The organism is Nocardia sp. 2TAF39 (genome assembly GCF_052114905.1).
In the GTDB taxonomy this organism is placed as follows: Bacteria; Actinomycetota; Actinomycetes; order Mycobacteriales; family Mycobacteriaceae; genus Nocardia.
In genome coordinates, this window is sequence record NZ_JBFRFQ010000016.1 from 1 (window position 1) to 12,645 (window position 12,645).

The 12,645-nt window shown below is 63.5% G+C and carries 10 protein-coding genes; 7 read left to right on the forward strand and 3 right to left on the reverse strand.

The annotated features are described in order from the left end of the window. Positions 1-144 precede the first annotated feature (144 nt). Entirely contained in the window at positions 145-921 is a 777-nt protein-coding gene (locus AB4Z47_RS12795) for an SDR family oxidoreductase (RefSeq protein WP_441950569.1), read from the reverse strand. Continuing rightward, a complete protein-coding gene (locus AB4Z47_RS12800) occupies positions 921-2,084 on the reverse strand; it encodes a hypothetical protein (RefSeq protein WP_441950571.1) in 1,164 nt (387 codons plus the stop codon). Before AB4Z47_RS12800 ends, AB4Z47_RS12795 begins: the two co-directional genes overlap by 1 nt. Before the next feature lie 81 nt (positions 2,085-2,165). Here AB4Z47_RS12800 and AB4Z47_RS12805 point away from each other — a divergent pair, with 81 nt between their 5' ends. The 7 genes from AB4Z47_RS12805 to AB4Z47_RS12835 all read left to right on the forward strand — a co-directional run bounded on the left by AB4Z47_RS12805 (position 2,166) and on the right by AB4Z47_RS12835 (position 11,875). Continuing rightward, positions 2,166-3,065: a helix-turn-helix domain-containing protein gene (locus AB4Z47_RS12805; RefSeq protein ID WP_441950573.1), complete on the forward strand. Its 900-nt coding sequence runs from the start codon at positions 2,166-2,168 to the stop codon at positions 3,063-3,065. 9 nt (positions 3,066-3,074) lie between these two features. Continuing rightward, positions 3,075-4,007 carry a sulfate adenylyltransferase subunit CysD gene (cysD, locus tag AB4Z47_RS12810; RefSeq protein WP_441950574.1) on the forward strand — a complete coding sequence of 311 codons (933 nt, stop codon included), beginning with the start codon at positions 3,075-3,077 and terminating at the stop codon, positions 4,005-4,007. Then, a complete protein-coding gene (cysC, locus tag AB4Z47_RS12815; protein WP_441950576.1) occupies positions 4,007-5,842 on the forward strand; it encodes an adenylyl-sulfate kinase in 1,836 nt (611 codons plus the stop codon). The genes cysD and cysC overlap by 1 nt, the downstream gene beginning before the upstream one ends. A 167-nt stretch (positions 5,843-6,009) precedes the next feature. Then, positions 6,010-7,800, forward strand: coding sequence for a choline/carnitine O-acyltransferase (locus AB4Z47_RS12820; protein ID WP_441950578.1), 1,791 nt, complete (start codon positions 6,010-6,012; stop codon positions 7,798-7,800). Positions 7,801-8,047: 247 nt separating this feature from the next. After that, entirely contained in the window at positions 8,048-9,517 is a 1,470-nt protein-coding gene (locus tag AB4Z47_RS12825; RefSeq protein WP_441950580.1) for an MFS transporter, read from the forward strand. A gap of 226 nt (positions 9,518-9,743) precedes the next feature. Beyond that, complete coding sequence (locus AB4Z47_RS12830) at positions 9,744-10,832, forward strand: pyridoxal phosphate-dependent aminotransferase (protein ID WP_441950582.1); 1,089 nt, start codon at positions 9,744-9,746, stop codon at positions 10,830-10,832. 2 nt (positions 10,833-10,834) lie between these two features. Further along, entirely contained in the window at positions 10,835-11,875 is a 1,041-nt protein-coding gene (locus tag AB4Z47_RS12835) for a 2-hydroxyacid dehydrogenase (protein ID WP_441950584.1), read from the forward strand. A 232-nt stretch (positions 11,876-12,107) separates the two neighbouring features. Here the strand turns inward: AB4Z47_RS12835 and AB4Z47_RS12840 are convergent, their stop codons facing one another. Next, positions 12,108-12,596, reverse strand: coding sequence for a hypothetical protein (locus AB4Z47_RS12840; protein WP_441950585.1), 489 nt, complete (start codon positions 12,594-12,596; stop codon positions 12,108-12,110). Positions 12,597-12,645: the final 49 nt, after the last annotated feature.

The window sequence follows — 12,645 nt, forward strand, 5'->3', positions numbered from 1 at the left end:
GTGTTTGTGCGGGACACCCGCACCCGGTCGGGATCGCGAGCGCTGCGCCATGGTGGCTCACGATGCCCTCCTCCGTGTTTGTGCGGGACACCCGCACCCGGTCGGGATCGCGAGCGCTGCGCCATGGTGGCTCACGATGCCCTCCTAGTGGTGGTATTCGCCGGCGTTGACGTCCAGACACGCGCCGGTGATCGCGCGCGCCATGGCGGACGCGAAGAACACGACCGCGTCGGCGATCTCGTCGGGTTCGGGCAGCTTGCGCAGGTCGGTGGTCTTCGCGGTCTCGGTGTAGACCTCTTCGGAGGTGATACCGCGCTGCTCGGCCAGGTATTTGAAGTACCACTTGAGGTTGTCGGCCCAGATGTAGCCCGGCGCAACCGAATTCACCCGGATACCCTTGGGGCCGAGCTCGGTGGCCAGGCTCTGCGCCAGCGCCAGAAGGCTCGCCTTGGCCATTTTGTAGGGGCCGAAGGTGCGCCGCGAGTGCCGCAGGACCGCCGAGTTGATCATCACCACCGAGCCTTCGGTCTCGGTGAGCGCGGGCACGAACAGCCGGGTCAGCCGCAGCGCGGCCAGCACGTTGGTTTCGAAGCCGGCACGCACCTGATCCAGGTCGACATCGGCGAGATCGACGATGGGCGGGATCGCGAATGCGTTGTTCACCAGTGTGTCGACCTTGCCGAACGCACTCAGGGCGGCCTCCACCAGGTTCGCGGCCGCGGCCTCGTCGTTGATGTCGGTCGGCACGACAACAGCACGCCTGCCCAGTTCGGTGATCTCCTCGGCCACCTCGGTCAGCCGCGACTCGGTCCGCGAGGCGAGCACCACGTCGGCGCCCGCCTTCGCGCTCTGCACCGCGATGGCGCGGCCGAGTCCGGGCCCCACACCGGAGACCACGACTACCTTGTCCTGCAACAACATCAGCCGAGCATCCTTTCCGCGACGGCGACCTGCCGTGCCGCGATCCGTGCGCGCCATTGTTCCGGCGTGACGCGCGCCTGGTCGTAGAACGGCAATCTCTCCGGCAGGTCGGCGACCGGAACCACCTCCACGGTCGGGCCGTCGTCGGGCTTCATGTCCCTGGACAACCGCTGCCAGCGGAACTGCAGGTACCCGCGCGCGTGCCCGGTGCGTTCGATCCAGTTGGCCACGCCAGGGTCACGCTCGGCGACCACGAGGCGGATCATCCCGTCCGGGTCTACCTGCGCCTGGTCGGCGGTGAGGCTGGTCTGGTGGTTGATGTAGTCCAGCGACAGGTACCACATGCTGCCGAGTTGGAAGCCCTGGTACGGCGCGTCGGATTTCGGCACCGTGATGATCATCGCCTGGTCATCGTCCAACTCGTAGTGACCCACCGAGGAGAACTGCGTGGTGAGCCCGCCCGGGGTCGATCTCGGCTCGGTCAATGTGTTCACCGGCAGGTTCAGATAGAACCATTCCGGGAAGGCCAGGAAGGTCTTCAGCCGCGACACCAGCATCTTGCCCGCCACGCCGTACCGTTTGGTGAGCACGTCCTTGGTCAGCGGCGGCGGGGCGTCGCCGATCCGGTCGACCCGCTGGATGCGCAGGGTGCCCGCCTTCTCGGTGGCCCAGTCACTGTGCACCTCACGCACGACCAGCATCTCCGAGTCGGGACTCAGATGCACGTACCCGGGGCGCGGTGCACCGGGACCGAAACGGATCTCGAAGCTCCCGTCCGGGCCGATCTCCAGCTCACGGTCGTCGAAGGCGGTGACGCTGTCGGGGACATCGACCGGCGAGTAATTGCCGTTGAGCACCTGAAAGCTGAGGTCGCGGGTGGTCCCACGCTTGCCGGTCACCACATATTCCGCGTCCGACCGCAGGTAGGAGTGGAAATAGAGGGTGTCGGGGTTGTCCAGGCCCATCTTCGTGTACGGCCCGGTGGATTGCACGAAGAACGGGAAGTCTCGCTCGTAGGCCCACGCCATCTGCAGCGAGGCACGGATGCTGCCCGCGAGATAGTCGTATCCCTCCACGAGGTCCTGTTCGGTGCGGATGTGCGCGGCTCCGGTGATGATCTGCTCGGCGGCGGCGATGGCGTCCGCGAACGGCTGTGTCAACAAGAGGCTCTCCGTGTTCCAAATACGTACCACTCTGGTACATTTCGACAAGAGAAAGATTAGAACGTGTTCTAGGAGTGGTCAATGGTCTGCCGTCGGTCCGCGCCCACCGTGCGGGTGGTTCAGGTACTGGATTTCTTCGTCGAGCAGCGCGGCAAACGCTTCGGGCTCTCCGAGATCGCCCGCGCGCTCGACCTGGCCAAGCCGACCTGCCTCGGCATTTTGACCGAGCTGAGCGCGGCCGGGTACCTGGTGCGCGATGCCGACTCACTCACCTACGGCCTCGGACCCGCGCTGATCGCGGCGGGCCGAGTGGCGCAGGACAGCTTCGCCATTTCCGCGCTCGCCCGCGTCGAGTTGGAGAAACTCACCGCGCACTACCGCACGACCTGCACCGCGTCGGCCGTGGTCGGCGAGCAGATCATGGTGCTGGAAAGCACCGGCCCCGGTCTGGTCAAGGTCGGCGCGGCGTATCCCTTCGCACCGCCGGTCGGCCTGATGTACGTGCTCTGGGACACCGACGCGGCCTTCGACGCGTGGCTGGCCAAGCCGCCGACGGTGCCGTTGCGACAGGACGAGGCCCGGTTGCGTCAGGTCGTCGCCGAATGCCGCGAGCGCGGTTTCCTGGTGGAGAGCATGACCACCGCTGGTCGCAGGCTGTACTCGCTGCTGGCCGGCGTCGCCGACCGCGATCTACCCGACGGGCTGCGCGAACTGGTCGGCGAGCTGGTCACCAGCCTCGGCGAACGGGTCTACCTGGGATCGGATCTGCGTCCACGCAAGGAGCACGCGGTGAGCCTGCTCGCCGCACCGACCTACAGCGGTGACGGCAGACAGAACATGGTGCTCACCATGTACATCGGCGCCTCGATCACCGGTGCCGAGATCGCGAGACGGGGCGCGGCGCTGATTGCCGCCGCCGACGCCGTGACGGCGAGTTCGGCCGGACACAAACCATTGACCAACAACCGAAACGTGTTCTAATTTTGCGGGGTGAGCCAGTACACGAAGTCGACGGCGAGCACCTACGAGCTGCCTCATCTGGTCGCACTCGAGGCCGAGTCGGCGCATATATTCCGTGAAGTCGCAGCGACGTTCGAACGCCCGGTGTTGCTGTTCTCCGGCGGCAAGGATTCGGTGGTGATGCTGCATCTGGCGGCCAAGGCCTTCTGGCCTGCACCGCTGCCGTTTCCGGTGCTGCATATCGACACCGGCCACAACTTCGACGAGGTGATCACCTACCGCGACGAGACCGTGGCGCGGCTGGGACTGCGCGTGGTGGTCGGGCGAGTGCAGGACGACATCGACGCGGGACGGGTGGTCGAGGAGACCGGCCCGCGCGCCTCCCGCAATCGGCTGCAGACCACGACATTGCTGCGCTCGATCCAGGAGGGATCGTTCGACGCGGTGTTCGGCGGTGCGCGACGCGACGAGGAGAAAGCCCGCGCCAAGGAGCGGGTGTTCAGCTTCCGCGACGAATACGGCCAATGGGAACCACGCAGCCAGCGCCCCGAGCTGTGGAACCTGTACAACGGCAGGCACCGGACGGGCGAGCACATCCGGGTGTTCCCGCTGTCGAACTGGACCGAGCTGGACATCTGGAGCTACATCAGCGCCGAAGGCATCGGACTCCCTCCGCTCTACTACGCGCACCGCAGGCCGGTGGTGCAACGTGACGGAATGCTGTTGGCGCACACCCGTTTTCTCGAACTCCTCGACGGCGAGCAGCCCTACGACGCCACCGTTCGGTTCCGCACCCTCGGGGACGCGACGTGCACCGGCTGCGTCGAATCCACCGCGGTCACCCCTGAGGAGGTGGTGGCCGAGGTCGCCGCGGCACGCGTCACCGAGCGCGGCGCCACCCGCGCCGACGACCGCATTTCCGAAGCAGGCATGGAAGACCGCAAGCGAGAAGGCTACTTCTGATGACGACCACACTGTTGCGCCTGGCTACCGCGGGCAGCGTCGACGACGGCAAGTCCACCCTGATCGGTCGTCTGCTCTTCGACTCCAAGACCATCTTCACCGATCAGCTCGCTGCGGTGGAACGCACCAGCCGCGACCGCGGCGACGACTACCCGAACCTGGCCCTGCTCACCGACGGCCTGCGCGCCGAACGTGAACAGGGCATCACCATCGACGTGGCGCATCGCTATTTCGCCACGCCGAGACGGAAATTCATCATCGCCGACACCCCGGGGCACATCCAGTACACCCGCAACATGGTGACCGGCGCGTCCACAGCAGATCTGGCGTTGATCCTGGTGGATGCCCGCAAGGGCGTCGTCGAACAGACCCGCCGCCACGCGTTCCTCGCGAGCTTGCTCGGCATCCCGCACCTGGTGCTGTGCGTGAACAAGATGGATCTGGTCGACTGGTCGCAGGACCGGTACGAGGAGATCCGGGAGGAATTCGCGCGGTTCGCCTCCAAACTCGACGTTTCCGACCTGACTTTCGTGCCGGTGTCGGCGTTGCACGGCGACAACATCGTGCATCACGGCGCGAGCATGCCGTGGTACGAGGGCACTCCCCTGCTGCACCATCTCGAAGAGGTGCACATCGCCTCGGACCGCAACCTGATCGACGCCCGATTCCCGGTGCAGTACGTGACGCGCAGGCATGCCCAGGATTTTCGCGGTTATGCCGGAACCGTGGCCGGCGGAGTGTTCAAGCCGGGCGACGAAGTGGCGGTACTGCCTTCGGGATTCACCACCACCGTCGAGGCGATCTGGGGGCCGGGCGGCACACCGGTCGCGGAAGCCTTTCCGCCGCAGGCGGTCACTATCCAGCTCGCCGACGAACTCGACATCTCCCGCGGCGACTTGATCTGCCGCCCGAACAACCGGCCGCACGTCGGCCGCGACCTCGACGCCATGGTGTGCTGGTTCGCCGAGGACGCGCAGCTGACCCCGGGCGCGACCTACACGATCCGGCACACCACCCGTACGGCCACCGTCGAGATCCGCACCCTGGACTACCGGCTCGACGTCAACACGCTGCATCGCAACGAGGGTGCGGAGTCGTTGTCACTCAACGAGATCGGGCGCATCCAGCTGCGAATGCGTCAACCGCTGCTGTTCGACCCGTACCGCCGCAACCGCACCACCGGCAGCTTCATCCTGGTCGACGACGCCACCAACAACACTGTCGCCGCGGGCATGATCACCGGTCCGAGCCTGCCGTCTTCCCGGGTGGTCTGGCACTCCACGGCGGTCGAGCGCGACGAGCGCGCCACGCGGGGCCTCACGGTCTGGTTGACCGGCCTGTCGGGCTCCGGAAAGTCCACGGTTGCAGTGGAATTGGAGCGACGTTTGGTGGCGGCGGGCCGTCCGGCGTTCCTTCTCGACGGAGACAACCTGCGCCACGGGCTCAACTCGGATCTCGGGTTCAGCGCGGCCGATCGGATGGAAAACGTCCGGCGTGTCGGCGAAGTCGCCAGACTGTTCGCCGAAGCCGGTGTGGTGGCGGTAGTTTCGCTGATCAGCCCCTACCGGACTGATCGCGACCGCGCTCGGGCGGCGCATCAGGCAGCAGGCATCCCGTTCGTCGAGGTATTCGTCGACACCCCACTCGAGGTCTGTGAAGCCCGCGACCCCAAGGGCATGTACGCCAAGGCGCGTGCAGGCGAGATCCGTGGCTTCACCGGCATCGACGATCCCTATGAAGCGCCGACGGATGCCGAACTCGTCCTGCGTCCCGACCACGGCGATCCCGCGGCGATGGCCGCGACGATCCTCGCAAGGCTGGCCCGGCTGGATTGAACCTGCGCACGCCGAACGGGGCGGGCGATGCGGCTACGTCCTGGCGTTCATACTGGTGACCGCAAATCTCGTACCATAGCTGATGGTTCGCCACTCAGCCGCAATAGCTTGCCCGGCATTCCCACTATTGGAGTCGGTCGCTGCGGTGGTGGTGAGACAATCTGCCGGTGAACGAGGAACTCGACGCCGAAATGTCCGGCAGCACATTTGATTACGACGAGCAATTGCCGCGGCTCCCCATCCCGACGTTGGAGGAAACGTGCGAGCGGTTCCTCGAGCGATGTTCGCCGTTGCTGACCGACGAGGAACTGACTGCCACGGCAGCGACCGTGGAGCAGTTCCTCGCGCTGGACAGTCGGGCACGGACGTGGCAGGGCGAGATCGAGCGATTCGATCGGACACCCGGCGTCCACAGTTGGCTCGACGCATTCTGGACGTCTCGCCATCTCGGCTATCGGGACAGTATCGCGTTCAACGCGAATTCCTTCTTCTTGTTCACGGACTCGGAGCACGGGCAACTCGAACGTGCCGCCGAACTGATCGCGCGCACCGCCGCGTACAAACTCGAACTCGACGCCGAGATGGTATCGCCCGTGATGCTTCGCGGCCGGCGGGTGTCCATGCATCAGAACAGGTGCCTGTTCTCCACCACCAGGATCCCCGGCATCGAATGCGACGTTGTGCGCTCCGCCTACAGCGCCGCGGAACCCGGCCCGTCAACGGCCCGGCACATCGTCGTCCATTTCCGTCGTCATGCGTTCCGAATGGACATCCTCGCAGCTGACGGTACCCCGCATCCCGTCGAGGACCTGATCGCCGGGCTGGACGCGATCAGGGGAGCCGATCCGGCCGCGGAGCCGTCGTCGGGAGCGCTGACAACACAACCGCGCGCGGCATGGGCGACGGCCCGCCAGGCCCTCATCGAAGATCCGGACAACGCCACCGCACTCGAGACGATCGAAACGGCACTGTTTTGCGTCGCACTCGAGGACTTCGCGCCCCGAGACGAACTCTCGGCCTGTAACCAGCTCATGCATGGTGACGGCGGGAACCGCTGGTACGACAAAGCGTTGACATTCATCGTGTTCGCCGATGGTCGCGCAGGCGTCAACATCGAGGAGTCCGGCCTGGACGGAACCACCGTGGCCAGCTTCTGCGACGCAATTCTGGCGAGTGCGACAGCCATCTCGGCGGACAAGCCCGGCCGAGCGCCCGCGGTATCACCGATCGAATTCCGTCTCAACGGGGACCTGCAGCAGGAAATTCGGCAAGCCTCAGCCGACTTCGACAAGAAAGCGCGCGAGACCGCCACGGAGGTTGTGACGTTCGACGACTTCGGCTCGGACACAGCCAAACGTCTCGGAATATCCCCGGATGCGTTGGTGCAAGTGGCTTACCAACTGGCTCATCAACGGTCCAGGGGATTGCTCGGCACCAGTTACGAATCCGTTGCCGTGAGGCATTACCGCCACGGCCGCACAGAAGCCCTCCGAGCGGTCACCCCCGAAGTCGTTCGCTTCGTGGCGTTGATGAACGACTCGACCGCCACAGCTACCGCTCGGGCCGCCGCGCTACGTGCCGCGGCGGGGGCACACGTCGCTAACATCAGAGACTGCCAGGCGGGGCGTGCTCCCGAACGGCACCTCGTGGAGCTACAGCGAATCCAGCGGCACCACGGTGATCAGCCGCTGGCGATTTACGAATCTCCTGGCTGGAGGATTCTGCGTGATGACTATCTCAGCACCAGTTCCGTGTCATCGGTCAATGTTCGATTCTTCGGTTTCGGGCCGCCGACAGCCCAATGCATAGGGATCGGCTACATCCTGCAGCCTGGCGGCCTCAACATCTACCTCAGTGCATTCGGGGGCATTGAACAGCACATGCGACAATTCGCACACGCTATCTCTGTCGCCATCCCAGAGTTGCGCGACCTGCTCGAGACGACATCCGTCGCCTAGGATTGCGTGTCGATGAACGACTTGTCGAATAGATGTCACTATGAGATGCGCGATGAGCTACGTGAGCAAGCGCCCCATACAGCCTGGCACTCATAATACGGCGGTTTTCGCATGACAGTCGAAGAAGTCGTGCGGTACAGGTTACGAAGGCATGGTGGCGAACATGGGAAGAAAAAAAGTATGCCTGATCAAAACAGCGCAACTCACCTTCCAGGAGTAAAAGTTCCACCCGAAAGGTGAGTGGGGGGTGAAAGCCTACCGAAAGCTTTTGGCAAATCCGACGGTATGTAATATGATCTTGCTCAGTCTACTGTTCCGGATTGTTCTCAACTCCCAATCCCTGTTGCTGGTAATGCATGTGCGGCACACGTTGCACCTCTCCTACGGTGATGTGGGCCTATTGAGTGCCGTGGTCTACCTGTGCATGGCCGGCGGCGAGCTACAGCGCGGCCCGCGGCTCGATCGATCGGGCTTGCGGGCCACCATGGCGCCATCGATCCTGATAAACGGGATCTGTTGGCTGATCGCACCTTTCGCCCCGTTTCCGCTGTTGCTGTTTCTCGTGGCGCTGGCGGGATGGTTCGAAATACCAGTCATCAACGTCGCAAAACAGGCCATTGCGATCGCCACGACCAAGCGCGAGCGGCGACCGGCGCTCGCCGCGTACGAGGTCACCGCGGATGTGTCGCTTTTGGTCGGACCGCCGCTGGGTGTCGCAGCAATGCATATTTGGAACACGGCGGCCGTGCTGCTCGTGGTCCGATTGGTGGCCGTGGGTTGCGGGGTCGCATTATTGAGACAGAACCCACCGCTGCGAACCGACAAGAGCCAAGTGTCACGGCGTGCCCCACGGCGATTCTGGAAACAGACCGGGTTCATGACAGCATGTTTCGGATATGCCGCAGCCGTTGCCGTCCTTTCTGCGGAGGAACTGAGTGTCGTCACGGTCATGCACGATTTCCACGCCACGAAGGCAGTTGGACTGATGCTAGCCATTGGCGCAGCCGGTGCAGTGGCCGGCGGGTACGGTTATGGCGCAATCTCCACAACCATCTCGCCGTATCCTCTGCTGGTAGGACTCGGAATAAGCGTGTTGCCTTGCGCCTTCGCACCCGGTCCGTTTTCGCTGGCCATAGCAGTTTTCACAGTCGGCGCACTGGCTGGTGCTGTTTTCCCGGCCAGTTCCGATCGGATGAATGCTGCTGTATCCAAGCGTGCACTCAGTGAGGCCCTTGGCTTTCATTTCAGCCTGATGTGGGTTGGCGTAGCCATGGGAAGCATAGTGGCGAGTAAGGCCATCGACGTCGCCGGTTCGTCAGGAGGATTTCTATTCTCGGCTGCAATCGGTATCGGCGCGGGAGTCGGGCTGGGAGGGATTGCGGCGCGTGCCGCCCCCACACCCGGTGCGCCCGACCGAGTGAGTCGAGCACTTATTGTCACCGTGGCGAGGCGGATACTGGCCAAGTTCGCGACCAGCGCGAAGACTGCCCTTGCCACGCTCAATATCGATATTTCACTCGATGCCCGGCCCGGCGGAAATGATACCTCCGCGGAAAAGGCGATCCCGCCGGTCCCCGAACAGCACAACCGAACGGGCTTCTCAGCCGGATCATTAATGGATTCCGAAGCCGTCGACCCCGGTCAGACCGCGGTACGACGCTTCTCGACACCTTGGACCGAAACTTCGCCACCACACGAGCGAAAAGGCTCACCATAGAGCCGACCGACCGGTTCAACTCTGCGGTTTCGCTAACTGCTGTGGCTGTCCGGCTATCGCCGAGTGAACGTCCGATACACCAGCAAAGCCACACGCACCAGCCTGTAACTACCACCTTGAAGGTACACCAACCGTGACACCGATCCGTACGCACAGTTCAAATCTTCCCAATCCGCTCGGGCGCACAACGAGTACCACATATGAGAGACGTAGCCTCGATCGAGCCGTGAACCTATCGGATGCCCATTGTCGTCAGCCGCTGACGTCCTCGCAGATAGAAATTGTCGAGCGATTTCCAGAGCTGTTCTGCGAGGCGCGAAAGCAATCGCAGTCCGAGCTGGAGGAGGCGTTCCTCACCGCTTTTCTGCGCCTGGCCGGCGAGCCGATGCATCAGGATGTGTCCAGGTATATGCTTTCGTATTCCGCATCGTCCGCAATAACAATGATGGTAAGCCACTGCGCTCGTACAGGCAAGCGAGTTGCCTTGATCGAGCCGGTTTTCGACAATATTTCATCGATCTTGCGCCGAGAGAATGTCGAGCTCGTGCCGCTGACGGAACAGGATTGCACCGTCGAACACCTGCCTGTGGCGATGGCTCGGCTCGAACCTGCGGTAGTCTGGCTGGTCTCACCGAACAACCCCACCGGATGGACGCTGTCCGAACCGGAGTTCAGAACGCTGGTTCAGTGTTGCGCCGACCGTCGCTGCACTCTGGTTCTGGACTCGTCTTTTCGCTTTTTTTCACCTCTGCCGATCGGTTGGTCGCAATACGAGGTTCTGGAGGAATCGGGAATCTCATATATCGTGCTCGAAGACACGGGCAAGACCTGGTCCACCAGTGAAATAAAGGTCGGATTGACGGTATGCAGTCCGGATATGTACGCAGATATGTACCGACTGCACGACGATCTGTTGCAGAGTGTCTCTCCTTTCCACCTGCGGGTGCTGACGGAATTCATCGAGGACAGTTCGAGAAATGGTATAGAGTGTAGCATCCTGCCTTCTGTGCTACAGAACCGTTCCATCCTCCGGTCGATTCTGTCGGATGGGGAATTAGAATTCATTACCGAGTTACAATCGCCTGTTTCGGTGGACTGGCTGCTTCTCCGGGGGGGACTCGATTGCGAGGATTTCGTCCACGAGGCGATTCGGGAGGGAGTGCATGTTCTGCCCGGAACAAACTTCTTCTGGAATCAGCCGGAGCGCGGGCGAAACTTCGTTCGCGTTGCCTTGGCCCGCGATCCGCAGCTGATGCTGGAGGGTGCGCGGTTGCTGCGAGACACCGCAATCCGGCTCGCCGCGAAGAATGCATGACCATGAGCGCTCAATTGAGCCGTTATCGCGCCTTGCTCACCGGGGCCGACGTGACGCCAGCCGATATCGAATGGCTGCGGCAGCAGAATCTCGAGGTCGAAGTTTGTCGCTACGACCTATCCGAAATCGAGTTGGCGCGCGCTCTGGTGAACAAGGACGCATACATTCTCGGTGGTGTAGAGCGTGTGACCGCTGCCGCGTTGTCCACTGCCGACGACCTCAAAGTCATAGCGTTCATGGGTGTCGGATATCACGCATACATCGATACTGCGGCAGCGACTGCGGCGGGAATTGCGGTGACCAACGCGCCCGGAGCCAACGCACGTGCGGTCGCGGAATTCACGATCGGTCTCATGCTCGATGCCTGGCGCAGGATCACGGACCTGACGACGGAAACGAAGGCCGGTCGATGGCACGAGATCAAGGGACGCAACCTTTATGCGAAGACGCTGGGCATCGTTGGAATGGGGACCATCGGCACTATCGTCGCCCGGATAGCGGCCAACGGGTTCGGGATGCGAGTGGTCTACGTGAGCCGAACAGCCAAGCCGGAACTGGAACGAGACATCGCCGCTCGCCGGGTCGAGCTACCTGAGCTGCTTGCCGAGTCCGATGTCATCAGTCTCCATGCTTCGTACGGCCCACAGACAGACCGGATAATCGGTGAAGCGCAACTCGCCACCGTCAAGCCCGGCGCAATTCTGATCAACACTTCCGAAGCGGAGCTCGTGGATCCAGCGCCGTTGCGAACCGCGCTGCGCGACGGTCGCCTCGCGGCCGCTGCCATGGACGGCTACTACGTCGTGCCCGCGCCTTCCGACCAGAACGATCTCCTTGGGTTGATGGCATTGGGCAACAACAAGCTTCTCGTCACGCCGCACGCGGCTGGCGCTACCGAAGAGTCGTTCCGTGCGATGCTCACGGCCAATGTCGAGTCCATCAAGAATGTCCTTGAAACAGGAGAAGATCCACGAGTTGTCAACCCTGGCTTCCGTGATCATGCCCGTTGGCTGCCAGCGCGCCCCAGACCCACATGTCGATGATGTTGAATCCGTAGCACCCGACGGCGTGCGACGCTGCTGGTCGAGCCTGACAACGATGGCGCCTGCCGGACCGCCCCAGGAACGAGGTCGAGCTACTGATCGCTACAGACGCGAACACCACGACTGTACGGACGGGCCCGGCACGTGCGGGCAGGCACCATTGCCGCCTCCCAGATGCCGCACGGCGAAGGGCAGACGGTGACCGACCTCCTGCCCTTTCCGTTCCACCGCGTCAATCGCCGAGCGTGCGGAAGAACTCGCGGACGTCGCCGACGAGCAGCTCCGGCACCTCCAGCGCCGGGAAGTGGCCACCGGAATAGAACTCCGACCAGTGCGTGATGGTGTGTGCCTTCTCGGCGAAGCGGCGGATGGCGTAATCGCCGTCCTTGAATACCGCGACACCGGTCGGCACCGTGCCCTTCGGTTTCGGCGCGAACATGCTCGCGTCGTGAAAGCGCTCGTACCCCGCGGTGCACACCGTGCTGGTCGGCGGTGAGGCAGGGCTCGGCAAGTCCCGGCTGGTCGCGGAGTGCTGCGCGGCGAGGTGCTCGCTGAGCTCGCCGCGGTGCGCGTGTTCTGCGGGGATGCGGCCGGAGCCGAACGCGACGCGCGCGCCGCCATCGAGGTGGCCGAACAGCTGGGCGCCAGATCGCTGACCGCGCGCACGTACGCATATCTCGGATTGGCCACCGCGGACCGATCCGAGGTCGCGATGGCGCATTTCGCGAAGGCACGCGCCGCCGCGACGGCCGCAGCCGATCCGGGACGCT

Excerpts from the sequence above, each read along its gene's own strand:
- AB4Z47_RS12795 (WP_441950569.1), bottom strand. The coding sequence starts at position 921 with ATGTTGTTGCAGGACAAGGTAGTCGTGGTCTCCGGTGTGGGGCCCGGA.
- AB4Z47_RS12805 (WP_441950573.1), top strand. The coding sequence starts at position 2,166 with ATGGTCTGCCGTCGGTCCGCGCCCACCGTGCGGGTGGTTCAGGTACTG.
- cysC (WP_441950576.1), top strand. The coding sequence starts at position 4,007 with ATGACGACCACACTGTTGCGCCTGGCTACCGCGGGCAGCGTCGACGAC.
- AB4Z47_RS12835 (WP_441950584.1), top strand. The coding sequence starts at position 10,835 with ATGAGCGCTCAATTGAGCCGTTATCGCGCCTTGCTCACCGGGGCCGAC.
- AB4Z47_RS12840 (WP_441950585.1), bottom strand. The coding sequence starts at position 12,596 with ATGCGCCATCGCGACCTCGGATCGGTCCGCGGTGGCCAATCCGAGATA.